Origin of the sequence: Paraburkholderia polaris (assembly GCF_012927345.1) — a bacterium.
GTDB classification, from domain to species: domain Bacteria; phylum Pseudomonadota; class Gammaproteobacteria; order Burkholderiales; family Burkholderiaceae; genus Paraburkholderia; species Paraburkholderia polaris.
In genome coordinates this window covers 17,189-43,032 of the sequence record NZ_JABBGJ010000029.1, presented here as the reverse complement: position 1 = coordinate 43,032, position 25,844 = coordinate 17,189, and the positions used below count along the sequence as shown (strand labels likewise).

At 63.0% G+C, this 25,844-nt stretch carries 20 protein-coding genes; 9 read left to right on the top strand and 11 right to left on the bottom strand.

Going from position 1 to position 25,844, the window contains the following annotated elements:
- Nucleotides 1–31: 31 nt before the first annotated feature.
- Complete coding sequence (locus HHL24_RS25435; protein WP_169488114.1) at nucleotides 32–844, bottom strand: helix-turn-helix transcriptional regulator; 813 nt, start codon at nucleotides 842–844, stop codon at nucleotides 32–34.
- A gap of 175 nt (nucleotides 845–1,019) precedes the next feature.
- Here HHL24_RS25435 and HHL24_RS25430 point away from each other — a divergent pair, with 175 nt between their 5' ends.
- Both HHL24_RS25430 and HHL24_RS25425 read left to right on the top strand, forming a co-directional pair.
- Nucleotides 1,020–1,772, top strand: coding sequence for a class I SAM-dependent methyltransferase (locus tag HHL24_RS25430; RefSeq protein ID WP_169488113.1), 753 nt, complete (start codon nucleotides 1,020–1,022; stop codon nucleotides 1,770–1,772).
- 152 nt (nucleotides 1,773–1,924) lie between these two features.
- Nucleotides 1,925–2,257 carry a hypothetical protein gene (locus tag HHL24_RS25425; RefSeq protein ID WP_169488112.1) on the top strand — a complete coding sequence of 111 codons (333 nt, stop codon included), beginning with the start codon at nucleotides 1,925–1,927 and terminating at the stop codon, nucleotides 2,255–2,257.
- An 87-nt stretch (nucleotides 2,258–2,344) separates the two neighbouring features.
- On the opposite strand, the gene ppc is transcribed toward HHL24_RS25425, so the two are convergent.
- Nucleotides 2,345–5,569 carry a phosphoenolpyruvate carboxylase gene (gene ppc / locus HHL24_RS25420; RefSeq protein WP_169488111.1) on the bottom strand — a complete coding sequence of 1,075 codons (3,225 nt, stop codon included), beginning with the start codon at nucleotides 5,567–5,569 and terminating at the stop codon, nucleotides 2,345–2,347.
- Nucleotides 5,570–5,986: 417 nt separating this feature from the next.
- On the opposite strand from ppc, the gene hemC reads away from it, so the two are divergent.
- From hemC to HHL24_RS25405, 3 genes are read left to right on the top strand one after another with little or no spacing between them, the layout of a single operon-like run.
- Nucleotides 5,987–7,003, top strand: a complete 1,017-nt coding sequence (gene hemC / locus HHL24_RS25415) for a hydroxymethylbilane synthase (protein WP_169488110.1) — start codon at nucleotides 5,987–5,989, stop codon at nucleotides 7,001–7,003.
- Nucleotides 7,003–9,021, top strand: coding sequence for a fused uroporphyrinogen-III synthase HemD/membrane protein HemX (hemDX, locus tag HHL24_RS25410; protein WP_169488109.1), 2,019 nt, complete (start codon nucleotides 7,003–7,005; stop codon nucleotides 9,019–9,021). The genes hemC and hemDX overlap by 1 nt, the downstream gene beginning before the upstream one ends.
- Before the next feature lie 2 nt (nucleotides 9,022–9,023).
- Nucleotides 9,024–10,214, top strand: a complete 1,191-nt coding sequence (locus HHL24_RS25405; RefSeq protein ID WP_169488108.1) for a heme biosynthesis protein HemY — start codon at nucleotides 9,024–9,026, stop codon at nucleotides 10,212–10,214.
- A 223-nt stretch (nucleotides 10,215–10,437) separates the two neighbouring features.
- Here the strand turns inward: HHL24_RS25405 and HHL24_RS25400 are convergent, their stop codons facing one another.
- From HHL24_RS25400 to HHL24_RS25390, 3 genes are all read right to left on the bottom strand, one after another.
- Nucleotides 10,438–11,757 carry an MFS transporter gene (locus HHL24_RS25400; RefSeq protein ID WP_169488107.1) on the bottom strand — a complete coding sequence of 440 codons (1,320 nt, stop codon included), beginning with the start codon at nucleotides 11,755–11,757 and terminating at the stop codon, nucleotides 10,438–10,440.
- Between the two features lie 84 nt (nucleotides 11,758–11,841).
- Nucleotides 11,842–12,600: an SDR family oxidoreductase gene (locus tag HHL24_RS25395; RefSeq protein ID WP_169488106.1), complete on the bottom strand. Its 759-nt coding sequence runs from the start codon at nucleotides 12,598–12,600 to the stop codon at nucleotides 11,842–11,844.
- 88 nt (nucleotides 12,601–12,688) lie between these two features.
- On the bottom strand, nucleotides 12,689–14,128 hold the full coding sequence (locus HHL24_RS25390) for an aldehyde dehydrogenase family protein (RefSeq protein WP_169488185.1): 1,440 nt from the start codon (nucleotides 14,126–14,128) through the stop codon (nucleotides 12,689–12,691).
- A gap of 309 nt (nucleotides 14,129–14,437) precedes the next feature.
- Between HHL24_RS25390 and ppa the strand changes: the two genes are divergently transcribed.
- Entirely contained in the window at nucleotides 14,438–14,965 is a 528-nt protein-coding gene (gene ppa, locus HHL24_RS25385; protein WP_169488105.1) for an inorganic diphosphatase, read from the top strand.
- 298 nt (nucleotides 14,966–15,263) lie between these two features.
- Complete coding sequence (locus HHL24_RS25380) at nucleotides 15,264–17,369, top strand: FUSC family protein (RefSeq protein ID WP_169488104.1); 2,106 nt, start codon at nucleotides 15,264–15,266, stop codon at nucleotides 17,367–17,369.
- 162 nt (nucleotides 17,370–17,531) lie between these two features.
- On the opposite strand, the gene HHL24_RS25375 is transcribed toward HHL24_RS25380, so the two are convergent.
- Complete coding sequence (locus HHL24_RS25375) at nucleotides 17,532–17,858, bottom strand: GIY-YIG nuclease family protein (protein WP_169488103.1); 327 nt, start codon at nucleotides 17,856–17,858, stop codon at nucleotides 17,532–17,534.
- 9 nt (nucleotides 17,859–17,867) lie between these two features.
- Complete coding sequence (locus tag HHL24_RS25370; protein WP_169488184.1) at nucleotides 17,868–19,037, bottom strand: GNAT family N-acetyltransferase; 1,170 nt, start codon at nucleotides 19,035–19,037, stop codon at nucleotides 17,868–17,870.
- Between the two features lie 133 nt (nucleotides 19,038–19,170).
- On the opposite strand from HHL24_RS25370, the gene HHL24_RS25365 reads away from it, so the two are divergent.
- Nucleotides 19,171–20,871 carry an NAD+ synthase gene (locus HHL24_RS25365; protein WP_169488102.1) on the top strand — a complete coding sequence of 567 codons (1,701 nt, stop codon included), beginning with the start codon at nucleotides 19,171–19,173 and terminating at the stop codon, nucleotides 20,869–20,871.
- A 137-nt stretch (nucleotides 20,872–21,008) separates the two neighbouring features.
- Nucleotides 21,009–21,347 (top strand): P-II family nitrogen regulator, encoded by a 339-nt coding sequence (gene glnK, locus HHL24_RS25360; RefSeq protein ID WP_006048444.1) that lies wholly within the window; start codon nucleotides 21,009–21,011, stop codon nucleotides 21,345–21,347.
- Between the two features lie 239 nt (nucleotides 21,348–21,586).
- Here the strand turns inward: glnK and HHL24_RS25355 are convergent, their stop codons facing one another.
- The 4 genes from HHL24_RS25355 to HHL24_RS25340 all read right to left on the bottom strand — a co-directional run bounded on the left by HHL24_RS25355 (nucleotide 21,587) and on the right by HHL24_RS25340 (nucleotide 25,562).
- The gene (locus HHL24_RS25355; RefSeq protein ID WP_169488101.1) at nucleotides 21,587–22,741 is read right to left on the bottom strand and encodes a porin; all 1,155 of its coding nucleotides are present in this window, start codon (nucleotides 22,739–22,741) and stop codon (nucleotides 21,587–21,589) included.
- Between the two features lie 592 nt (nucleotides 22,742–23,333).
- Complete coding sequence (locus HHL24_RS25350; RefSeq protein WP_169488100.1) at nucleotides 23,334–24,113, bottom strand: ABC transporter ATP-binding protein; 780 nt, start codon at nucleotides 24,111–24,113, stop codon at nucleotides 23,334–23,336.
- 49 nt (nucleotides 24,114–24,162) lie between these two features.
- The gene (locus HHL24_RS25345) at nucleotides 24,163–24,876 is read right to left on the bottom strand and encodes an ABC transporter permease (RefSeq protein ID WP_169488099.1); all 714 of its coding nucleotides are present in this window, start codon (nucleotides 24,874–24,876) and stop codon (nucleotides 24,163–24,165) included.
- Nucleotides 24,873–25,562 (bottom strand): ABC transporter permease, encoded by a 690-nt coding sequence (locus HHL24_RS25340; RefSeq protein WP_169488098.1) that lies wholly within the window; start codon nucleotides 25,560–25,562, stop codon nucleotides 24,873–24,875. Before HHL24_RS25340 ends, HHL24_RS25345 begins: the two co-directional genes overlap by 4 nt.
- Nucleotides 25,563–25,844: the final 282 nt, after the last annotated feature.

Genomic DNA, 25,844 nt, shown 5'->3' with positions numbered 1-25,844 from the left:
GCGGCGGTCAAGGCGCGTCGGGGGGCGGTAGTTATTCCCGCACCAGCACCACCAGCTTCAGATCCTCGCGATGCGCGGGTTTGAAGGTGATCTGGTCGTAGACGATGCGGCCGTCGCGCGGATGGTTGAACTCACGCCGGCCGCCTTCACGACCGCCCACATCCTGCGACGCCCAGAAACGTGCAAATTCGTCACTTGCGGCTGTGAGTGAGTCAATCAGCCCGCGGGTGGGCGCGTCGTTCAGATGGCGAATCGAGTCGGCGCGGAATTCGGCGGCGAGGCGCCGCGCGCGGGTTTCCCAGTCGACGATCAGCTCGCGCGCGGCCGGTTCGGTGAAGGTGTAGCGCAGCAGATTGCGGTCATGCGCGCCGTCCAGCCAGCCGACGAACAGGTCGGCGGCGCGCTCGTTCCAGGCGAGCGCGTTCCACTGCCGGTCGAGCACGTAAGCCGGTGCGTTCACGAGTTGCACGGTTTCGAGCAGGGTAGCGGGCGCGTCGGCGGCGGCCGGATCGGGCTCGGCCGGGTCGCGCTGCGCGGCCAGTTCGAACAGATAGGCCCGCTCGGCGCGCGACAGTTGCAGCGCGACGGCGATCCGCGCCAGCGCCTCGGCGGAGGCGGAGACCGGGCGGCCCTGTTCGATCCACGTGTACCAGGTCGGGCTCACGCCGCACAACTGCGCGACTTCTTCGCGCCGCAAGCCGGGCGTGCGGCGGCGCGGACCGGGCGGCAGGCCGAGCGCTTGCGGCGAGAGGCGTTCGCGGTGCGCGCGGATGAAATCGCCAAGTGCGCGGGCGGGCGTGGCGTCGAGCGGCGGCGGGGTGTCGGCGGAGGACGGCGTGGTCATTCTTATCGGGCAGCGCTTGGAAGGGTGTTGGGGTGGTGTCGGGGTGGTGTTTCCGATACCAGAATAATTGCTTAACTTGTACTGGTACACGGCGGGCTCTATTGTAACGGCTGGAACGGCGCTGCGCCGTCCAGACCCACCCGGGCCAACCCCACATAGACAATCGGAGCCTCCCATGAAGCATCACGATCAGGTCGCCGACGCCTTCGGCTCGACCGCCGCCGCGTATTTGACGAGTCAGACGCATGCCACCGGCGCCGATCTGCAGACGCTGGCCGAATCGATCGCCGCGACGCCGGACGCAACGGTGCTCGACATGGGCTGTGGCGCGGGCCACGCGAGTTTCGCGGTGGCGCCGCATGCAAAAGAAGTGATCGCGTACGACATCGCGCCGCAGATGCTGGCGACGGTCGAAGGCGCGGCAAAGGATCGCGGCCTCGCCAACATTCGCACGCAACAGGGCGCCGCCGAGACGCTGCCGTTCGACGATCATTCGTTCGACTGGATCATCAGCCGGATGAGCGCGCATCACTGGCATGACGTGCCGCTCGCGCTCGCCGAAGTGCGGCGCGTGTTGAAGCCGGGCGGCAAGGTGCTGTTCATCGACATCGCCGGCGCCGATCATCCGCTGCTCGACACGCATATTCAGGCGGTGGAAGTGTTGCGCGACGGCTCGCATATCCGTGACTACCGCGCTGACGAATGGATCGCGTTCTTCGAAGCGGCCGGTTTCAAGGCATCGATTCGCGAGCGTTGGCGTATCGCGATCGAGTTCAGCTCCTGGGTGGCGCGCATGCGCACGCCAGAGCCGCGCGTGGTGGCGATTCGCTCGCTGTGGAGCAATTCGCCCGATGAGGTCCGCGAGTATTTCGACGTGCAGGAAGACGGCTCGTTCAAGCTCGATGCGCTGATGGTCGAGGCGCAATAAGCCTGTCCGGAAATGATTGGGGGCGCCCGTGCGGCGGGCGTCGACGCATCGGGCGCCGATGCGACCGAACGACACGGGTGCTTGATTTCAGAAAAGCTGCGGCGCATCTGCGTGCTACGCTGCGGATTGCTAAGCAATTCGGAGGTATGCAGATGCAACGGCTGATCTTTCTTGTGGCGGCGACAGTTGCGTTGCCTGGCACTACGTCGGCGCAGGGCAATCCGGCCTATTCCGGCAATCCCTACACGACGTTGCCGCGCGCACTTTCGTCTGATCCGGTCATGCCTGACTCAACCAGTGGGCCGATCGGCATTACCACGCCCGGTTCCAATGTGAACATGTCACGGCAAGCGCGCCGCGACCTTGACGCGCGCGTTCAGTCAGAACGTACGGAGCGCGACAAGCGGGTTGAAGCATGGCGAGAGCCGCCGCTCGAATTCAACATTCCCGTGCCAGAAATGCCGAAGCCGAGCACGGCTAACTGATCCGCGCTCGGCTTCGTTTTTCAAGCGGTTCTAAAGAGGCCGCTTGTTAGGCCGGGTGATGTAACCCACCCGCCTGGTCTGGCTCGACTAGCCGGTATTACGCAGCCCAGCCGCAATCCCGTTGATGCTCAAATGAATCCCGCGCCGCACGCGCGCGTTGGTATCGCCCGCGCGGTGACGCTTGAGCAACTCCACCTGCAAGTGATTGAGCGGGTCGAGATACGGGAAGCGGTTCTTGATCGAACGCGCGAGTAACGGATTCTCCGCGAGCCGTTCGCTCTTGCCGGTGATTTCCGATAAAACCTTCGACGTACGCTCCCATTCCGCGACGATCCGCTCGAACACGTGCTTGCGCAGCTTCTTGTCCGACACCAGTTGCGCGTAGCGCGAGGCCACCGCGAGGTCGGTCTTCGCCAGCACCATGTCCATGTTGGAGAGCAGGTTCGAGAAGAACGGCCAGGTCTTGTGCATCTTCTTGAGCAGCGCAAGACGGCGGGTGCGCTCGGCATCGCTCGGCGCGCTGTCCAGATGCGCGGCCACCGCGCTGCCGAAACCGTACCAGCCGGTCAGCAGCAAACGGCATTGGCCCCATGAGAAGCCCCACGGAATCGCGCGCAGATCTTCGATCTTGCGTTGCTTCGGGTCCTGCAATTTGCGCGAAGCCGGACGGCTGCCGATGTTCAACTCGGCGATCTCCGAGATCGGCGTCGACTCGAAGAAATACTCCTTGAAGCCCGGTGTTTCGTAGACCAGCGCGCGATACGACGCCATCGCCGCGTCGGACAATTGCTGCATCGTCTCTTCGAAGGCGGGCAGTTGCGCGGGCGCCATGCCGTGCGGCAGCAACGATGCTTCGAGCGTCGCGGCCACCACCGTTTCCAGATTGCGCCGGCCGATTTCCGGGTTGCCGAACTTGCTGGCGATCACTTCGCCTTGCTCGGTCAAGCGGATCTGGCCGTCGACGGTGCCCGGCGGCTGCGACAGAATCGCCTGATAAGTCGGACCACCGCCGCGGCCAACCGTGCCGCCGCGTCCATGGAACAGGCGCAGGGTCACGCCGCGTTGATTGAAGAGCGACACCAACGCAAGCTCGGCGCGATATAGCTCCCAGTTCGACGTCAGGAAGCCGCCGTCCTTGTTGCTGTCCGAATAGCCGAGCATCACTTCCTGCTCGTTGCCCTGATGTTCGATCAGTGCATCCACGCCCGGCAGTGCGATCAGATCGCGCATGATGTGCGGCGCGTTGCGCAAGTCGGGGATCGTCTCGAACAGCGGGATCACCATCAAGTCCGCTTTCGCCGGATCGTTCGCGTCGCCCAGACGTCCGTGCAGCAGGCCGGTTTCCTTTTGCAGCAACATCACTTCGACCAGATCGCTGACGGTCTCCGTGTGCGAAATGATGTAGTTGCGCACCGCGCGCGCGCCGAACTTCTCGCGCGTGACGCGGGCTTCTTCGAGCACGCCGAGCTCGCTCTTCACTAGATCGGAGTACTCGGCGTAGGGCAGACGCAACGCGCGCGGCTGTGCGAGTTCGGCGAGCAGCACCTTGAGTTTGTCTTCTTCGGAGAGCGACGCGTAGTCTTCTTCGACGCCCGCGCGTTTCAGCAACTCGGCGATCACCGCTTCATGGATGTCGGAGCTCTGGCGCAAGTCGATACTTGCCAGATGGAAGCCGAACACTTCGGCGGCGCGCGCGAGCGGCGACAGGCGCGGTGCCGCGAGCGGCGCGCCATGATGCTCGGCGAGCGAATCGATCAGCACATGCAGGTCGCGCACGAATTCGGCGGCGTCGTCATACGGTTTGGCGCGCACCGGCGCCACGCCGCGGCCCGCGCTGCGCACCGGCACGCTGCCTTCACCGAGACGCACGCGCGCACTTGCCGCGAGCCGCGTGTACATGCCGATCAAGGCACGGCGATACGGTTCGTCGGTACGGTGCGGCGACTGGTCGGGCGAGGCTGCCGCGAGTTCTTTCAACGCGTCGCTTGCGCCGGCCAGCAGGTTCGACACCGACAATTCGGCGCCCAACTTGTGCACCTGCTCCATATAGTGTTCGAAGATCACCGCGGCCTGGCGGGTGATCGCGTGTTCGAGCGTTTCGGCCGTGACGTTTGGATTGCCGTCACGATCGCCGCCGATCCAGCTGCCCATCTGGAGGAACGGCGGCAGGCGCGCAGCGAGGCCGTGCTCGGCGAGCGCTTGTTCGATGTCGGCGTAGAGCGCCGGAATTTCTTCGAGGAAGGTCGCGCGGTAATACGACAGCGCGTTTTCGATTTCATCGCCCACCGTCAGGCGCGAGTCGCGCAGCATCCGCGTTTGCCAGAGCGACGTGACGCTTGCACGCAGCATGGCTTCGTTATGCGCGCGTTCGCGGTTGGTCAATTCCTGATCGCGTTCGGCCAGCAGGCGCGCGACATCATGCTGCGCGTCGAGAATGCTCTTGCGCTGCACCTCGGTAGGGTGCGCGGTCAGGACCGGCACGATCAGCGCGTCGTTGAAGAACTGTTGCAGCACCGGCGTCGCGGCGGCGCCCGCCTCGACCAGCCGTTCGAGCGCATGCGCCATGGTGCCCGGTTGCGAGGTCGAGCCGGCGAGCGCGTGAATCCGGTGACGGCGATTGCGGTGGCGGTCTTCAGCGATATTGGCAAGATGCGAGAAGTAGCTGAACGCGCGTACCACGCTGACCGTTTGTTCCGGGCTGAGCGTTCGCAGTTTCTTGTCGAGTGTCTGCGCGGCGGCACTGTCGTCCTCGCGGCGAAAACGCACGGCGGTCTGGCGGATCGTCTCCACGACGTCGAACACCGCGTCGCCTTCCTGTTCGCGCAGCACGTCGCCGAGCAGGCGTCCCAGATAGCGGATGTCCTGAAACAGCGGATGGTCCTTGTCCTCACGCGTGCGGCCGCTGCTTTTCGACGCGGGCACGATCGTATCCTGCGAAACGGCTTGCAGCTTGGGCGCTTTAGCGGCTTGCGCCGCGGCTTCGCTCACGGCGACCTTGATCTTCGGGGACCTGGCTTTGGCCGGTTTCAGCGCCTGGGCGGCGTTCGCGGCTTGCGTTGCCTTATCTGCCTTGACGGCCTTCACTGCCTTGTCCGCCTTCTTCGGCGCGGAGGTTTTGGTGGACTTGGCGGCTTTGGCGACGTTAGCGGCCTGGGCTGTCCTGGCCGCTTTGCCGGCGCGTTTGGCCGGTGTGGACTGGGCAGCCGTTACGGCGGAGGCAGAAGCGGCGGACGCCGCGGCGGCGTCGGCCGCTTGAGCGTTGGGCGATGCAGTGTTGCGGCGGGCAGGGCGCGCCGATCCGGAAGACGTCACGATGGGTTTCCTCAGGGAAGCCAGGGTCTGTTGAGTGATGAACTGCTACTGCGGAACTGCACTATGAGTTGCAACGGGAACTGCACGGAACCAGCACAAAGCGGTATGCACCGATGGCAATAAGCCGGAGAGGGTGGCTGCGCATGCATTTGCACAAAGCGCTTGAGGTGCATGACGTGCATTGCATGCACGATAGGCACGCGAGGCACGTTGCGCCGCATTGCATCATCCCGCATGCCGCGCCCCGGTGCGCGAACGACCGTGCTTGAACAGGCTGGGATGAGGCAGGCGCGCGCTGAGCGAGGCCCGTCTCCTCCATCGATACCGCGCCGGCACGGCGCTCCGCTATGCCTTGAGACATAAGGACGCGTGCTAACATTGATTGTTATTACATCCCGTCATTCGATCAGCAAGCTAATGAACACCGAGACGTTTTCTGCGCCACCCCACACGCTTGTGATTGCGTCGCGAGAAAGCCGCCTTGCCATGTGGCAGGCGGAGCATGTGCGATGTGCGCTGCACAAATTATATCCATCTTGTGACGTAAAAATCCTCGGAATGACGACACGTGGCGATCAAATTCTCGATCGCACTTTGTCGAAGGTTGGTGGTAAGGGCCTTTTCGTCAAAGAACTGGAAGCGGCACTGGCCGACGGTCGCGCCGATCTGGCCGTGCACTCGCTCAAAGACGTGCCGATGGAATTGCCCGCGGGCTTTGCGCTCTCCACCATCATGGAACGCGAAGATCCGCGCGATGCGCTGGTGTCCAACGATTACGACTCGCTTGCCGCGCTGCCGGCCGGCGCCGTGGTCGGCACCTCCAGCCTGCGCCGTGAGGCCATGCTGCGCATGCGTTACCCGCACCTCGTAGTGCGGCCGTTGCGCGGCAATCTGGACACGCGCCTGTCGAAACTCGATCGCGGCGATTACGCGGCGATCATTCTGGCGGCTGCCGGTTTGAAGCGTTTGGGTCTCGGCGAGCGCATCCGTGCGCTGCTCGATCCCGAAGACAGCTTGCCCGCGGCCGGTCAGGGCGCGCTCGGCATTGAGATTCGCGCCGATCGCGCGGACCTCGCGGCATGGCTCGCGCCGCTGCATCACGAACATACGGCAGCGGCGGTCGAGGCGGAGCGGATGGTGTCGCGCGCGCTCGGCGGCAGTTGCGAAGTGCCGCTTGCAGCCTATGCGAGCTGGCACGACGGCGCGCTGCATCTGCGCGGCATCGTTGCCACGCCCGACGGCCAGCGTGTTTTGAGCGCGCAGGCATCGGCGCCGGCGCCCACCGTCGAACGTGCTGTTGCGCTCGGCCAGGAAGTGGCGAGCGCGCTCGAACAGCAAGGTGCGATGGAAATCGTCCGTGCGCTGAGCACGGCCAGCGGTCCCGCGGCAGCGTCAGCAGACGGCGTGTCGGACAGCGCGGCGACCGGCGAGTGATGGCGGCCGATATCCCAGGCAACGCATCCTCATCCGTCGGCAAGGCGGCGTTCACGGTCGTGATTACGCGACCGGCCGGTCAGTCGAAGGAATTGATCGCGCAACTCGAGGCGGCCGGCATCGCCGTGCTCGACTTTCCGCTAATCGACATCGCGCCTGTCACCGACGAAGCACCATTGCGCGCAGCGCTGGCTTCTCTGGAACGCTATGCATTGGTCGTGTTCGTCTCGCCCAATGCGGTCGATCACGCGTTTGCCAGGCGCGATGCGATCTGGCCTCACGCGCTGCCGGTCGGCGTAGTCGGGCCGGGCAGTGTGCAGGCGCTGGCGCGCCACGGCGTCACGGCGCCCGCGTACAACGTCATCAGTCCGTCCTCCGTACCCGACGACGACACGGGGCGCTTCGATTCCGAGGGCCTGTTCGCGGCGATCGACACGGCGCTCGGCGCGGCGAGCCTCGAAGGCAAGCGGGTACTGATCGTGCGCGGCGACGGCGGCCGCGAATGGCTCGCCGACCGCTTGCGCGAAGCGGGCGCCGAAGTCGAAACGGTTGCGGCCTATCGCCGCCTCGTGCCGGAACCGTCGATCGGCGGCTGGGCGCGTGTGCACGCACTGCTTGCCGGCGAGCCGCACGCCTGGCTGCTCACCAGTTCGGAAGGTGTGCGCAATTTGCATGAACTTGCGCAAGAGCATCTGACCGCCGACGAAATCGCGCAGCTGCAGCGCGCCAATCTGGTCACGCCGCATCCCCGTATCGCGCAGACCGCGCGGGCATTGGGTTTTGATAGCATTACGGTGTCCGGCGCGGGCGATGATCGCATTGCCCGCGCCTTGCTTGCCGCCGTCCCGACCGCTGTTCAACCGGTACCGTCCAACCCGGCTCATTCACCGGCTAAATCACGCATGACTGAAACGAACGCATCCACGAACGCTTCACCCCAGCCGGCCGCAACCACTGCGTTGCCGCCGAATCCACCCTTCACGCCCTACGAAGCGCAAAAGCGCCGCAGCGCGAGCGGACCGCTGCTGTGGTTTGTCGTCGTGATCATCGCTTGCGCGGCGGGCGTGGGCGGCTATGCGCTCAATCGCAAGGTGGAGCGCACCGAGCAGCAGCTCGTGCAACGCCAGCAGGCCAATGACGCACAAACCAACGAGTTGCGCGTCAAGACCGATCAGGCACTGGCCACGGTGCATCAATCCGACTCGCAGGTCGCGCAACTCGAGGGCAAGCTCGCTGATGCGCAAACCGCGCAGCAGGCGCTGCAACAGCAATACACCGATCTTGCCCGCAATCGCGACGACTGGACGATGGCTGAAGTCGGCCAGATGCTGTCGGCCGCGAGCCAGCAATTGCAGCTCACCGGCAATACGCAACTCGCGCTGTTCGCGCTGCAAAGCGCGGACACGCGTCTTGCCGCCTCGGATAGCCCGCAGGCCGTCTCCGTGCGCAAGGCCATCGCGCAAGACATCGACAAGCTGAAGGCCGCGCCTTCAACGGATCTGACGGGTATGGCGATCAAGCTCGACAACGCGCTCGACCAGGTCGACAGCCTGCCGCTCTCCGGCGAAGCACCGATTGCCCACGCCACGCCGAAGGCCGCCACCTGGGCCGACACGGCGAAGGTGGCCGCGGCCACCGGCGAGCCGCGCTGGAAAGTCTGGTGGCGTGAAGTCACGACCGGTATCGGCCAGCAGCTCACCAGCCTCGTGCAGGTGCGCCGCATCGACAACGCCGACGCCATGCTCGTCACGCCCGATCAAGGCTACTTCGTGCGCGAGAATCTGAAGCTGCGTTTGCTGTCGGCGCGGCTTGCGCTGCTCTCGCGCAACCAGACCACGCTGAAGTCCGACTTGCAGGCGGCGCAGGCCGCGCTCACGCGCTACTTCGACAACACGTCGAAGAAAACGCAGACCGTGGTCGATCTGGTCAAGCAGGTGGATGCGGGCTCGGCCGCGGTTGAGCTGCCGAATCTGAACACCAGCCTGCAGGCCGTCAATCAATACCGGAGCCGAGGTTAATCATGGCAATCCGGGGACTTCTATGGCTCGCGTTGCTGTTCGCCATCGCGGTGGTGCTGGCGGTGGTCGGACGCTTCGACATGGGGCAGGTGCTGCTGATCTATCCGCCGTACCGCGTCGATATCTCGCTGAATCTGTTCGTGGTCGGGCTGGTGGTGCTGTTCATCCTGATCTACGCGCTGCTGCGCATCGTGCGGAATATCTGGCGCATGCCGCAGCGCGTGGCGGCCTATCGCGCGCGCTCGCGGGTCGCGAAGGCGCACGCCGCATTGCGTGATGCGATCGGCAATCTGTATGCCGGGCGTTTCTCGCGCGCTGAAAAAGCCGCGAAAGATTCGCTCGCGAATGGCGACAACAAGGGCGCGGCCGGTTTGATCGCGGCCACCGCGGCGCACCGCATGCATGAATATGCGCGGCGCGACGAATGGCTTGCCCAGATCGACGAGGCCGACTGGCAGGACGCGCGCCTGATGGCCACCGCCGACATGCGTGCCGACGGCCGCGACGCGGACGGCGCGCTCACTGCGCTTACCGAAATGCAATCGCAGGGCGCACGGCGCATTCACGCGCAGCAGATCACGTTGCGCGCACAACAGCAGTTGAAGAACTGGGCTGAAGTGCTCAAGCTCGTCAAGACGCTGGAAAAGCGCGAAGCGATCCATCCGGCGGTAGCGGTGCGCTTGCGTCAGCTCGCGGCGGAGAACCTGTTGCGCGACCGGCGTCATAACGCTGATGCGCTGCTGGAGTTGTGGCATTCGCTGTCGGCCACTGAGCGTCATTCGCCGCGTCTCGCCGATCTCGCTGCTGAACTGCTGGTGTCGCTGAATCGTCCGCAGGAAGCACGCAAGATCGTCGAAGAAGCGTTGGCGCAGAACTGGGACGCGCGTCTGCTGCGCCGTTATCCGGACACAACCGGGGGCGACGCGTTACCGCTGATCCAGAAGGCCGAAGGCTGGCAGAAGGATCGCCCGGAAGATGCGGACTTGATGTTCGCGTTGGGCCGCTTGTGCCTGCATCAGCAGCTGTGGGGCAAGGCACAATCGTTCCTCGAGCGCGCGCTGAAACTGGCCGACAACGAGACACTGAAGATTCGTTCGCATCGCGCGCTGGCGCGTTTGCATGAACAGCTCGGCGATTCCGATAAGGCGAGCCAGCACTATCGTGAGAGTGCGTTGGCGATGAATATCGTTTGATGCGCTGATCGCTGCGGCGAGCGGCTGATCGAGCGATGCAGTGGATTGAAGAAGCCCCCGGCGTTGCAGGACGCCGGGGGCTTCTTCGTTGGTGGTGCGATGCGGGACCGTGGTGCCCGTTACGTGTCACGCGAACCGTGAATCTTGGCGCGAGGCTCGTGACGTACGGCGTTTGACGGCGCTGCCTGCCTTACGTCATCCGCGAGATCGTCGGTCAGCCGCGCTATTTATTTACCATCTTCGCCGGCACACTCACCGCCAGCAGACCGCCGAGGATCATGAACGCCGCCAGCATATACATGCCGGAGTCGTTCGCGGCAGTCGCCTGCTTCAACCAGCCAACCGCGTATGGGCTGAGAAAGCCCGCGAGATTGCCGATCGAATTAATCATCGCGATGCCGGCTGCCGCGCCCGTGCCGGCGAGGATCGCCGTCGGCAAACTCCAGAACAGCGGCAGGGTGGTCAGGATGCCCATGGTCGCGAGCGTGAGCGAGGCCATCGCCAGCACCGTGTTGTGCGTCCACACCACGGAGAGCACGAGGCCGATCGCGCCAGCGAATGCCGGCAACGCGATATGCCAGCGCCGCTCGCGGTTGCGGTCCGCGCTGCGCGAGACGAACACCATCGCGATCACCGCCGCGGCGAACGGAATCGCGGACAAGAGGCCGATCATGAACGAGTCGGTCACGCCGGTCGCCTTGATGATGGTCGGCAGCCAGAAGCTCACACCGTACAGGCCCATCACGAACGAGAAGTACGTGAGGCTCAGCATCAGCACGCGGCCGCTCGTGAGCACCTGACGAATCGGCATATCGTGCTTGGCGGCTTCTTCTGCTGACACCTGACGTTCCAGCAATTCCTTCTCTTCGTTGGTGAGCCACTTCGCCTTCGAGACGCGGTCGTCGAGCATCACGAACACTAGGACACCGACGATCACCGAGGGGATCCCCTCGAGCAGAAACAGCCATTGCCAGCCGTGCCAGCCGTTCATGCCGTTGAAGCTCTTCAGGATATAGCCCGACAGCGGGCCGCCGATCACGCCGGACAATGCGATTGCCGTCATGAACCAGGTGGTCATGCGGCCACGACGATGCGCCGGATACCAGTAGGTGAGATACAGGATGATGCCGGGAAAGAAGCCCGCTTCGGCGAGACCGAGCAGGAAGCGCATCACGTAGAACATGGCCGGCGTGGTGATGAACATGGTCAGCATCGAGATCACGCCCCACGACACCATGATCCGTGCGATCCACACGCGTGCGCCCACCTTGTGCAGGATCACGTTGCTCGGGATTTCGAAGATGAAATAGCCGATGAAGAAAATCCCCGCGCCGAAGCCGTAGACCGCGTCGCTTAAGCCGAGATCGGTGGTCATTTGCAGCTTGGCGAAGCCGACGTTGACGCGGTCGAGATACGCGACCACGTAGCAGAGCATCAGGAGCGGCGCGAGCCGCCAGGTGACCTTGCGGTAGGTCGCCTCTTCAAACGTGGAAGGTGGCGCCCCCGCGCCGGGATGGTGGAGCGGATTTGCGGGACTAGCCATGGTGTCTCCTCTTTTCTTGTGGAAATGAAGTACCGCCGTCGATCGCGATTCTAGCCGTGCTGGATGGTTTGGTTGGCATGGCGTTTACACGCAGCGCCCACCGTCCACTTCGAGACACACACCGGTGATGAACTCGGCCTCGTCCGAGGCGAGATACAGCGCTGCATTGGCGATATCCTGCGGCGTCGAGAACCGGCCGAGCGGAATGCCGGCGAGAAAGCGTTTGCGGTTCTCAGGCGTATCTTCGACACCCATGAATTCCGACAGCAGCGCGGTCTCGCCGATCACCGGATTCACACAGTTCACCCGAATGCGGTCCGGGCCCAGTTCGACGGCGAGCGACTTGCTGGCGATGATCACCGCGCCCTTGCTGCCGTTGTACCAGACGAGGCCCGGCCGCGGCCGCACACCGGCCGTCGACGCGATATTGATGAAAACGCCGCCGCCTTGCTGGCGGAAATACGGCACGAATTCCTGCACGCTCCAGTAGATGCTTTTGACGTTCACCGCATAGACGCGGTCGAACTCAGCTTCTGTCACGTCGAGCACCGGTTTGTTGCGATGCGTAGTGCCGGCATTGTTGACGACGATCTGCACGCTGCCGAAGTCTTCGAGCGCGGCCTCGCGCAGTGTCTGCCAGTCCTCGCGTTGCGTGACGTCGCCGGCCACCGCGATCGCCTTGCCGCCGGCGAGCGCGATTTCGCTCGCCACACGCTCGGCCGCCGCGCCGTTCAGATCGTTGATCACCACGTTCGCGCCTTCGCGCGCGTAGGTCTTCGCGATGCCTTCGCCGAAACCCGAGCCGCCACCCGTGACGATGGCCGTTTTACCTGTCAACCGCATGATGTCTCCGTTGTTGGTCGTGGATGGTGATGCGCCTGCTCCTGTTTGCTCCTGTTTGCTTCCGTTCGCTGCGAACGCGAGTGCCTCGCTAGCCGTGACGAATGGCGATGGTTTTCAGTACCGTGAAGCCATATAGCGCTTCGAAACCCTTTTCGCGTCCGTGGCCTGAATGCTTCACGCCGCCGAACGGCAATTCGACGCCGCCACCCGCGCCATAGTTGTTGATGAAGACCTGGCCGGAGCGCAAGCGCCGTGCGAGGCGCATCTGACGGGCACCGTCGCGCGTCCAGATACCCGCGACAAGGCCGTACTGCGTGCCGTTGGCGAGCGAGAGCGCTTCGTCTTCGTCCGTGAACGACATGGCGGCGAGGACCGGGCCGAACACTTCGTCGCGCGCCAGACGGTGGCTCGCGGGCACGTCGCGCAGCAGCGTGGGTGCCTGATAGAAGCCGCTTTCCGGCGCTTCGGGAATCACTTCGCCGTGTGCCGCCATCGGAATGCCGTCGTGTTGCGCGTCGGAGAGGAAGTCCCACACGCGCTGTTGCTGCTTCGCGTTGATCAATGGGCCGCAGTCGAGATCGGCATGCGACGGTCCGACCCGCAGCGCCTGGAACGCGCCGCTCAGCCGGTCGAGCAGCGGCTCATAGATTGCCCGGTCGATTAGCACGCGGCTGCCCGCCGAGCAGGTTTGCCCGGCGTTCTGCACAATCGCCGACACCAGCACGGGCAACGCCGCGTCGAGATCCGCGTCGGCGAAAACGATTTGCGGCGATTTGCCGCCCAGTTCGAGTGTGACCGGCACATGGTTCTCGGCGGCCATCTGCGTCACGAGCTTGCCGGTTTCTGGCGAGCCGGTGAAGGAGATGTGATCGATGCCCGGATGACGCGCGAGTGCCGCGCCCGCTTCATGGCCAAAACCCGTGACGATATTCAGCGCGCCCGCCGGCAAGCCCGCCTCGGCCGCCAGTTCGGCGACACGCAATACCGACAGGCACGCGTCTTCCGCCGGTTTGACGACGCACGCATTGCCGGTGGCAAGCGCCGCGCCGACGCTGCGGCCGAAGATCTGCATCGGGTAGTTCCACGGCACGATATGGCCGGTCACGCCGTGCGGCTCACGGATCGTCAGCACCGTGTAGCCGGCCTGATAGGGGAGCGTTTCGCCGTGCAGCTTGTCTGCGGCACCGGCGTAAAACTCGAAGTAGCGCGTGAGCGCTGCCGAATCGGCGCGCGCCTGTTTGAGCGGCTTGCCGGTGTCGCGGGCTTCGAGCTGGGCAAGTTCTTCCTGGTGGGCGGCCACCAGCGTGGACAGCCGGTACAGCACGCGGCCGCGTTCGGCGGCGCTCGCTTCGCCCCATGCGCCTTCGAAGGCGCGGCGGGCGGCGTGGACGGCGGTGTCGATATCCGCCGCGGTGCCGCGAGCAAGCCGGGTGAACGGCTGGCCGTCCGAGGGATCGAGCACGGCGATCGTCTCGCCGCCTGATGCAGCGGACCATTCGCCGCCGATGAAATGTCGGGCTTCTTCCATGCATGCTCCTTGAGGTGTCGCGCAGCCGAGGTCCAGGCCGAGGTCCAGGCCGAGGTCCAGGCCGATACCCAGGCCGAGATTCAAGCCGAGGCTCAGGTGCGCGGTGTTCACAAACGAGAGGCACAATCGAGAGACGCCAGACGATTATCGCGCCGATCCAACCAGAGGTGCCATCGGCCGATTGGCTATAATGACGTATTCCGCACTGTCCGGCCGTAGCGCCTTGTCCTGGCGAGTTTCACGATTCACGCCGCTTGAGCCCGCGCGCCGCACGCCGTGTTCCGAATTCCATCTGATCAGAGAGCGCTCATGAGCTTCAATCACGTCCCCGCAGGCAAAGACCTTCCGCAAGATTTCAACGTCATCATCGAAATCCCGGCGCAAAGCGATCCGGTGAAGTACGAAGCTGACAAGGAAACGGGCCTGCTCCACGTCGACCGTTTCATCAGCACCGGCATGCGCTATCCGGCGAACTACGGCTACATTCCGCAAACGCTGTCGGGCGACGGCGACCCGGTCGACGTGCTGGTGATCACGCCGTTCCCGCTGCTGGCCGGCTCGGTGATTCGCGCACGCGCCCTCGGCATGCTGCAAATGACCGACGAGTCGGGCGTGGACGCGAAGCTGGTCGCCGTCGCGCACGACAAGGTCTGCCCGATGACCGCTGATCTCAAGTCGATTGACGACGTCCCGGCGTACCTGAAAGACCAGATCAAGCACTTCTTCGAGCAATACAAGGCGCTGGAAAAGGGCAAGTGGGTGAAGGTCGACGGTTGGGCGGGCATCGAAGCCGCACACAAGGAAATCACCGAAGGCGTGGCGAACTACAATAAGTAAGCTGCGTTACACCGGTAGTTGACGAAAAAACCGCGCGAGCCTGCCAGGGCCGCGCGGTTTTTTCATGGGCGGCGATTTCAGCGATCCCACTCCGCGCTTAATGCGTAATACCGGCGGCGCGCCCGCCTGGCGGGCCGTTCCAGCGCATAGACACGGCGCATCGACTGGATGAACCGAAGGCATTTTCATATATCAGTGTTAACCCTTATTATTCGCCAGCCGCAGCAGGTTTCCTGCCGTCGGCGTATTAATGCGCTGAGACAGCGCCAATGAGCGTTTTTGGGAGCCCACCGTCCGGATGCTGAATCGCAAGTCCAACCCTTCGTCGCCGCGCCGGTCGAGCCGCCTGTACGCGAGCCTGTATGCGCTCGTCACCGCGATCTACCGCAGACGGCCGGTATGGATGGTGTCGTTTTCGACGAGCGAGGCCAATCTGTCGGAAGGGCTGCGAGCCGCCTGTGCGTCCACCGCCATGCTAGGGCTTGGCAATCTGCTGCACGACCCGGCCTTCGCATGGGCCGCGATCGGCGCTTTCTGGACCTGTCTCGCAGACGCGGCCGGCTCGAATCGCTCGCGCTTCGCGTCGATGATGGGCTTTGCGCTTCTGTCGACCGTGTGCGGCGGCGTGACCGCCTTCGCATCAGGCGAGGGGGCGGTATTCGCGGCGCTCGCCATTCTGCTATTCACGACGCTCGGCGCGTTCGGCAGGATCTGGGGCGCCGCGACGTCGCAGGTGACGATTCTCGCCGCGACCGCCTGCGTCGTGATGGTCGACCGACCTATGCGCGACCTTCGGGAGGGGATGGCGTTTCTCGGCATCTACCTGGCCGGATGCCTGTTTGCCGTCGTGCTGAGCTTGACTGTCTGGCGCATTCATCCGTTCGGCACGAGCCGCGCTTCGTTGCGTGGCGTGTATGTGCGGCTGGCTGACATCGCATTCGACAGCGCGCGCCTGCTCGAGCAGCGTGCAGTCCCTCGCCAGTGGGCCACGCATGCCGCGAAATTTCGCGCCGATGCGCGGGCAACGCTTGAGCGCTCGCGCAAGGCTCTCGCGAACGTGCCTGGCTCAAGAGCGGCCGGCCGGGAAACCTACGACAATCTCCTTGCCCTGCTGACCGAAGGTGAAGCGCTCTTTGCGTATCTGATTGCGGTCACCGGCGCCTGCGAAAAAATCCCGGAAGACGCGCGTCGCACCAGACGCACGGCTCGACTGCTGACCGGGATGGGCGAGGTTCTGCGAAGAATCGGCGCGGCCACCAACGACGCGCGATGGAACCGCCTCGCTGACCTGCAACGCCGTTTGCGGCGCCTCGCGAGGCGACTCGAATCCGCGCTGATGGAACCCGTGACATTGAAGTCCGACTTCGAACTGGTCGATTTCACGCCGGCATATGCCCAGCCGCTGGGGTGGTCGGACAGTGCCGCCAGATTGCTGATGCGGGCCTGGTCGACCCTCAAGGCAAACCTCTCCGTTCAGTCGGTCGGCTTGCGCCACGCGGCCCGCGTAGGTGTCACGACGACGGCGGGCTTTCTGGTCATACGGGCGCTCGGGCTTCCCTTCGGCTACTGGGCAACCATGGCGACGCTGCTGATCCTGCAACCGTCCATTGCCGCGACCTGGCCAAGAAGTATCGAGCGCGCTGCCGGGAGTATCGTCGGGGGCGTGCTGGCGGCCGCCATCGGCTATGCGATTCATTCGCCGCTCGGCATTTCATTGGCGGTCTTTCCGCTGGTGGTGGCGACGATGGCGCTGCGCCCCGTCAGCTACAGCCTCTTCGTTCTTTTCCTGACACCGACCTTTGTGCTCGTGGCCGACTTCGCGACGCCAGGCGCCAGCGAATTCGCCTACGCGCTCACGCGCCTCGGCAACAATGTGCTTGGCTGTGTATTGGCGCTGCTGGCCACGTTCTATCTGTGGCCGACGCGGGAAAAAATCGACTATCGCGCCTATCTGAGCGAGGCGGTGCGGGCCAATCTCGGGTATCTGAGGGCGGCACTGGAGTCGCCGGACCGAAGCGAGAAGGACATGGAACGCTTGCGCCGAGCCGCTGGCCTGGGCAGCAATAACGCCGAGGAGGCTATCGGCCGCATTCGACTCGAAAAGCTCGAGGACTCGATGGTCGACACGGTGACGCTGACGGTGCTGAGCGTGTTGCGGAAAATGGCGGGAACGGCGACGCAACTGCGCTTGAGTAAGAACCGGCGCAGCATGCACGGTGATCTTGACGCGTGGATTGCCGCTGCGAGCGCCGACATCGACGCCGCGTTAGATCGAACCTTGCGACCGATACGGCGCGATCTGCCTGCGCGAGACCGGCTCTCGTCACTGGAGGCGGATGCGGTGGGGGAAATCGCGCTGATGCATCGACTGCTGACTGAACGGATGCGGGAGGCGAGGGGGTAGCGGAAGTGGGTAGGCCCAACCGGCACTTGATGGTGTGAAGCTGCACGGTCAACACGCTGGAGCAAGCGAACGCGTGACAAGAAGCCAACGCGTTAAAGCGAATCCGTGACAGAAAGCCAACACGTTCGAGAAAGCAAATGCCCTAAAGGCAGCCAAGCGCCGTCAGGACGCGCCGCTTTCTTCTTCCGTTTCGTCGACGGCCGCCGGCTCGGGCACGGGCTCGGGCAATACCGATTCAAGCGTACGCAGTCCTGCGCCCAAGGCCCGCTTTTCGGCAGGCGCCAACCGCTTGACCCAATACTCCGCACGCGACGCACTCGATCGATCCGCCAACTCAAACGACGCCAACACCTGCACCGGCTTGCGCGAACGCGTATAGCGCGCGCCCGCACCGCTCAGGTGTTTATCGAAGCGCGCCTGCACGTCGATGGCAATGCCGGTATAGACGCTGCCGTCCGAGCATTCGAGCAGATACAGAAACCACGCCATGGGTACGCTTCAGCCTTTGAACGGATTGTGTTCGCGCAGCTCGTCCACGTACGCGTGGATGCTGTTCTTTTCGTTGTCGAGGAAATGGCCGACCGCATCGGCGAAGGCCGGATGCGCGAGCCAATGCGCCGAACGCGTCACAGTCGGCAAAAAACCGCGCGCCATCTTGTGCTCACCCTGGGCGCCGCCTTCGAACGCGCCGAGCTTTTCTTCGATGCAGAATTCAAGTGGCTGGTAGTACGCGGTTTCGAAGTGCAGGCATGGCACATGCTCGAGCGCGCCCCAGTAGCGGCCGTACAAGGTGCCGCCGGTTTTCGCGTCGCGCTGATAGACCACGAGCGAGCTGGCGATCGGCTTGCCTTCGTATTCGGCGATCACCAGCAGCAGATTTTCCGGCATCGACGCGCCGATCATCCGGAAGAAATCGAGGTTCAGATACGGACTCGAAAAGTGCTCGCGGTAGGTTTGCCGATAACACTTGCTGAAGAATCGCCAGTCGGCGTCCTGGATATCTTCGCCGCGAATCCGGCGCATCGTCACGCCGGCTTCCTGTACCTTGCGACGCTCCGCGCGGATGTTCTTGCGCTTCTTCTGTTCGAGCGTGGAGAGGAAATCGTCGAAGTCGCGATAGCCGTCGTTCAGCCAGTGGAATTGCACGCCTTCGCGCTGCATCATGCCCATGTCGGTCAGCGCGTTTGCCTCCGTTTCGGTCGGAAACAGCACGTGCAGCGACGACACGTCGGCTTGCTCGGCGAACGCCATCAGCGTTGCCGCCAGATGTCGGAGGGCATGCGTGTCCGCCGACAACAGCCGGTTGCCTTGCACCGGTGTGAACGGCACCGCGCACAGCAGCTTCGGGTAATACGGCAGGCCGTTGCGTTTGTACGCATCGGCCCAGGCCCAATCGAAGACATATTCGCCGTACGAGTGCCCCTTCAGATACACGGGCGCGGCCGCCACGAGCTTGTCGGTGCGCGGATCGGTGAGCGTAACGAATTGCGGCGCCCAGCCGGTATCGGCGACCGCGCATCGGGTCGCGTGCAGCGCGCTCAAAAACTCGTGCCGCAGAAACGGCGTGGGCTGCGTCTGCTGCGCAAGGAGGGCGTTCCATTCCGCAGCGTCCACCTCGGAGGGCGACGCCAGAATGCCCGTGCGATAATCAAAGCGTTCCTGGTTCAATCTGTGTGACTGTTCCCAATGAGCGACGCCAAGCGTGTAGCGATGCGTCGTTCGTTTATCCGATTTGTCCGTTGCCGTCGAGCTAACCAGCCGCGGTACTCGCAAGCCACCTGGCTTGCCTGTCGATCCTGCCATGAAGACCCGAATCGCTCTTGCTCAAATCAATGTCACCGTCGGCGACTTCGCCGGCAATGTCGCGAAGATTGTTGCTGCCGCGCGCGCCGCGCACAACGATGGTGCGAAGCTGCTGATTGCGCCCGAACTCGCGCTATCCGGCTATCCGCCCGAAGATCTGCTGCTGCGTCCCGCGTTCTATACCGCGAGTGCGGCGGCGCTCGCCGATCTGGCCACGCAACTGAAGCCCTTCGCCGGCTTGCACGTGATCGTCGGCCATCCACTGCGTGACTTGACGCACAGCGCGGCGCACGGCCATGGTAATGCAAACGCGCCGATCGAGCGCGGCGTCCCGCCGGTCGACACCTTCAACGCGGCCTCGCTGATCGTGGACGGGGACGTGGTCGGCACCTATCGCAAGCAGGATTTGCCGAATACGGAGGTGTTTGACGAGAAGCGCTACTTCGCTTCCGACCCGAAGCCGTTCGTGTTCGAACTGGACGGCGTGAAGTACGGCGTGGTGATTTGCGAGGACGCGTGGCATGCGTCGGCTGCGCAAATGGCGAAGGCGGCCGGCGCACAAGTGCTGCTGATTCCGAACGGCTCGCCGTACCACCTGAACAAGGAAGCGGTGCGCTTCGACATTCTGCGCGCGCGGATTCGCGAGACGGGCTTGCCTATGGTCTACGTGAACATGGTCGGCGCGCAGGACGAACTGGTGTTCGACGGCGGTTCGTTCGTGCTCGACGGTGAAGGTCAGCTCGTCGCGAAGATGGCACAGTTCGAAGAGGGCAACGCGATCGTCGAGTTCGATAGGGGCACACCGTTGCCCGGTGCGATCGCGCCAGAGCTCTCTTTGGAGGCGCAGGTGTACGCCGCACTCGTGATGGGCGTGCGCGACTACATCAATAAGAACGGTTTCCCGGGTGCGCTGATCGGCCTGTCGGGCGGCGTGGATTCGGCGCTGGTGCTGGCTGTCGCGTGCGACGCGTTGGGCGCCGACCGCGTGCGCGCGGTGATGATGCCGTCGCGCTACACCGCGGATATCTCGACGACCGACGCCGCCGAAATGGCGCGCCGCGTCGGCGTACGTTACGACGAAATCGCGATCGCGCCGATGTTCGACGCGTTCCGCGGCTCGCTCGCCGATGAATTCGCCGGCCGCGCCGAAGACGCCACCGAAGAAAACATTCAGGCGCGCATTCGCGGCACCTTGCTGATGGCGCTGTCGAACAAGTTCGGCTCGATCGTGCTGACCACCGGCAACAAGAGCGAGATGGCGGTGGGTTACTGCACGCTCTACGGCGACATGGCCGGCGGCTTCGCGGTGATCAAGGACATCGCCAAGACCTTGGTCTACAAGCTATGCCATTACCGCAACCACGCCACCACCTTCGGCAAGCAGGACGTGATTCCCGAGCGGATTCTGACGCGCGCGCCGTCGGCGGAACTGCGCGATAACCAGACCGATCAGGACAGCTTGCCGCCGTACGAAGTGCTCGACGCGATCATGCGCATGTATATGGAAGAGGACCGCTCGCTTGCCGAAATCATCGCGGCGGGCTATGCGGTCGAAGACGTGAAACGCGTCACGCGCCTCATCAAGATCAACGAGTACAAACGCCGTCAGGCGCCGATCGGTATTCGCGTGACACATCGCGCGTTTGGTCGCGACTGGCGTTATCCGATTACGTCGCGCTACACCGAGCCGGTTCAGTGAGAAGCGAACGGCTGCCGCGGATTTACCCCATAGCAGACCACAAGCGCGCGCCGGATTGCCGCAACGCATCCGGCGCGGCGTAGAATAAAAATCATCCATTCCCCTTTCAACCTTCCAATCACGAGACGAGGTCCGCCATGAAGCGCATCACTGCAGTCATCAAACCGTTCAAACTTGACGAAGTGCGCGAGGCGCTTGCTGAAGTCGGCCTCACGGGGTTGACCGTTACTGAAGTCAAGGGTTTCGGTCGGCAAAAAGGCCACACTGAGCTCTATCGTGGTGCAGAGTACGTGGTCGACTTTCTGCCGAAAGTGAAGATCGAAGTGGTGGTCGCGGACAACCAGTGCGATCAGGTGATCGACGCGATCATCGGCGCGGCGCGCACCGGCAAGATCGGCGACGGCAAGATTTTCGTCGCGGACGTGGAGCGTGTGATCCGGATTCGCACGGGCGAGGAAAACGAAGCGGCAGTTTGAGCGGTTCAGCTCGCACTGTCGGAATGCAGAGTTAAAGCACCAGTATTGATACCTGCGCTGCGCGCGCACCGATCAGGTGCGTTGGGGCAGGGGCAAAACCGTGCGCGCAAATAAAAAACGGTGCGATACCCTTTCGGACATCGCACCGATACGCGCCTCTCGCAGCAGCGTGAAAAAGATTCTCTTGAAGAACTTGTGACTACGCCCCGAAGGAAGTCCCTTCGGGGAACACCGTTCGATTAGAACGAGTGTTGAATACCTGCATACACGCCTGATTGCTGGTGACCCGGCAGCGGGTTGTCCGTTGCGGTGGACGTACCGGCGTTGTCCGCATTCAGGCCGAAGTTAGCATTCTTGCTGTTGCGGTTCGTTGCGATCTGGATATCCAGCAGCGTGCGCTTGGACAGATTGTACGAACCGCCAATCGTGTAGATCGTCGCATTGCCCGCGCCATTGTTGCCGTTGACGTGGTACACCGCTGCAATCAGCGCTGCAGCCGGCGTTGCTTGCCACGTCACACCGCCCCATTCGTGATCGAGGGTGGTCGGCTGGCCCGGCAGAACGCCCGTCGCACCTGCCGAACGGACAGCCTGGAACGCGCCCTGAATCTTGAACTGGCCGAGGAACACGTTCACGAGAGCCGAGTACTCGCGCGATGCCGCGAACACGCCGGTGGCGATGTTAGCCGCATTGGCCGGAGTGGCAGCAGCCGGACCATACAGAGAACCATTGGCCGGGTTGCGGATTTCGTCGTACAGGCCGCGAACCTGGAACAGCGCGTTCGTGTACGTAACCTGTGCGCCAGCTTCACGACCTTGCGGGGTCGTGCCGTTACCGTTCCAGCTCGTTGCGTTCGACAGGGCGTATTGACCGTAGAAGTCAAAGCCTGCGACCTTCGGCGACTGGTACGAAATGTTGTTGCTCGATTGCGGCCAGTTGCGACCACGCACCAGCGACGCCGACGACCAGTTCGACTGACCGAACGGATCGAAGTCCCACACGCCGTTCGAGATGAAGAGTTCGCGACCCAACAGCAGCGTACCGAATGCGTCGTTCGACATACCGACCGTTGCCCAGCGATTGAAGAGACCGCCACCGCCAGGGCCTGCGCCCGTCATGGTGTTGAAGGAGCCTTCCAACTGGAACAGGACCTTGTTACCGCCGCCGATGTCCTCAACGCCCTTCATGCCCCACAGGCTGGTACCCCAGTCGCCGCTTTCTGCTTTGAAACGGTTCGTGCTGCCCGTTGCCTGACCGTTTGCACCGACGCCTTGCGGAACGCCCGACATGTATTCCAGGCCAGCGTCAAGGCGGCCGTACAGCGTCACGCTGCTTTGGGCGTGCGCAACTACACCGGCTGTCATCAGCGCAGCGGCGAGCAAAGCTTTCTTCATCTTCTCCTCCATACCCTGTCAAAAAGTGAAACCCAGTACTGCGAATGGTGTTCGGACACAAGCGTGCCGAACAGAAATCGGTACCAGGGAGATTAGCGGGTGGATTGGGTCTCCTGCCGTGACGGATAGCCTCAGAGGGCTATTCTTCGCGCCATGCCGATCCCTCGCCGACCGGTTCTCCTCTGTTGCTTTGAAGTGAAACTACTTTTAATGAACTTTGTTTTGCTACTTTGGTTACTAATTTATCAAAAATACCCTGGAGTGGGAGAAGAAATTAGGTCCGGCCTGGGCCGGTGTCTCCAAATTGCAATACGAATGTGTACAAGGAATCATTGCAACATCCACAAAAAGACGGGAAACCCTTATGTGGCAAGGGAATCACGGATTGGGACGAACAACGTTAAGGATTGCCACTATTGACGCTTTATATGCGGCAGAGTAGGGCGAAAGGAGGGGGGCTCAAGCCAGGTTTGGGCCCAATTTCGAGGCCAGAATGGCCGGAATGTGCAGGTGAGCGAAGTAAAAAAGGCGACCGTAAGCGCCTTGTAATGCTACTTCGACTACAGCCCAAATAGCGGGCTGTGTGACAGTCTTATTTGAGGCTGCCGGAGAGGAACTGCTTGAGCCGGTCGCTTTTCGTGTTCTTGAAGACTTCGTCCGGATGGCCTTCTTCTTCGACGCGGCCTTGATGCAGGAACATCACGTGATTCGACACGTTGCGCGCGAACGCCATTTCATGCGTGACGACAATCATCGTGCGGCCTTCTTCGGCGAGCGTCTGCATGACCTTGAGCACTTCGCCGACCAGCTCGGGATCGAGCGCGGAAGTCGGTTCATCGAACAGCATGACGTCCGGATGCATGGCCAGCGCACGCGCGATCGCGACACGTTGCTGCTGACCGCCCGACAGATGCGACGGGTACTGCTTCTCGAGACGAGGCGCGAGGCCCACTTTCTCCAGATACTGGCGCGCACGTTCTTCGGCCTCTTTGCGCTTCAGACCCAGCACGTTGACCGGTGCCTCGATGATGTTCTCGAGCACGTTCATGTGCGACCACAGGTTGAAGTGCTGGAACACCATCGACAGCCTGGTGCGCACGCGCTGTAACTGCTTCGGATCGGATACGCGCAGCGCGCCGTTCTTGGCGAGCTGCGTGCGGACTTCTTCACCGTCGACAAAGATGCGCCCGGCGTTCGGCTGCTCGAGGAAGTTGATGCAGCGAAGCATCGTGCTCTTGCCCGAACCGGACGAGCCGATCACGCTGATCACGTCGCCGGCGTTGGCCTTCAGCGACACGCCCTTGAGGACTTCGTTGTCGCCGTACTGTTTGTGAAGCTCGTCGACGAAGAGCTTTTGCTTCTTGGTGTTCATCGGGATCCTTGGCGGGCTTACTTGCTTTGGGGCACAGTGCCCTTCTTAATTACTTGCCTTGCGGCCGCAGGTAAGCGAGCCAGCGGCGCTCGGCGCGGCGGAACAGCCACACGAGCGCAAAAGAAATCAACAGATAGAGCAGGGCGGCGAGGCCGAACGCATTGAACGACTGATACGTGGCCGAGTTCACGTCGCGCGCGATCTTGAGAATGTCCGGCACGGTCGCGGTGAACGCGACGGTGGTGGCGTGCAGCATCAGGATCACTTCGTTGCTGTAGTAAGGCAACGCGCGGCGCAGCGCTGACGGCAGAATCACCCGCCGGTACAACGTGAACGACGACATGCCATACGCGCGTGCCGCTTCGATCTCGCCATACGGCGTGGCCTTGATCGCGCCAGCGAAGATTTCGGTGGTGTACGCGCAGGTGTTCAGCGTGAACGCGAGCAGCGTGCAATGCATGCCGTCGCGGAAGAACGCGTTGGTCAGTTCGTTATTACGGATGATTTCGAGGCTATACAGGCCGGTGTAGCACAGCAGCAGCTGCACGTAGAGCGGCGTGCCGCGAAAGATGTACGTATACAGCCACACCAGACCGGCGAGCCATTTCTTCTTCGACACCCGTGCGACCGCGAGCGGAATCGACAGGCAGAAGCCGAGTCCGATCGACACCACCAGCAGCCACAGCGTTATCACGACGCCGGTGAGGCGGTAGCCGTCGCTATAAAGATAGTTGCGCCAGTATTCCTGAATGATCTCGATCATAGATCCGCCTTTCGTACGCCGGTCGAGTAACGCTTTTCGAGGTACATCAGCACGAAGTTGGACACTGTGGTGATGACGAGATAGATCGCCCCTGCGAGCAGGGTGAAGAAGAAGAACCGCAACGTGCCCTTGCCCGCATCCTGCGAGGCCTTGACCACATCCGCGAGACCGATGATCGACACCAGCGCCGTGGCTTTCACCATCACCTGCCAGTTGTTGCCGATGCCGGGCAGCGCGAAGCGCATCATCTGCGGGAACATCACCCGCGAGAACACTTGCCAGCCGGTCATGCCGTAGGCCGAGCCCGCTTCGAGCTGACCGCGCGGCACCGCGAGAAACGCGCCGCGGAAAGTCTCGGTGAAGTACGCGCCGTAGATGAAGCCGAGCACCGCGACGCCGGCCACGAATGGGTCGATGTCAATCTGGTCCCAGCCGAGCAGATCGGTCAGGTTATTCAGCCAGATCTGGATGCTGTAGAACAGCAGCAGCATTAGCACCAGGTCGGGCACGCCGCGCACGAGCGTCGTGTAGACAGTGCCGACACTATAGGTGAAGCGGTTCTTCGACAGTTTCGCCGCCGCGCCGAGCAGGCCCAGCACGAAAGCGAACGCCAGCGACAACACCGCCAGTTTGACGGTTTGCCAGGTGCCGTTGAGAAGCAGCGGGCCGTAGCCTTGAAGGAACATATGGGGTCCTTGACGATGCGTTTGCGACGCACCGCGAAAGACGCGGCCAGCTCTGCACCGCGTTTGCTGCGAGCCTGGGCTCGCCGTTTCCTGCGGCGCACAGCGCACCGCTGTGCAAATCATGACTGCATGACCGTTACCGGTCTTGCAGCGCGCTTTTCGACTCTCGTTTTGAATCGGGGTTGAAACTGTTTCTGAAGCTGTTTTTGAAGCGATTACCGACTGTATTACGAAGCCTCGGGAAAGCCCATGCGGGCGAGCCCCGAGTTTCGCGGGTGCTGC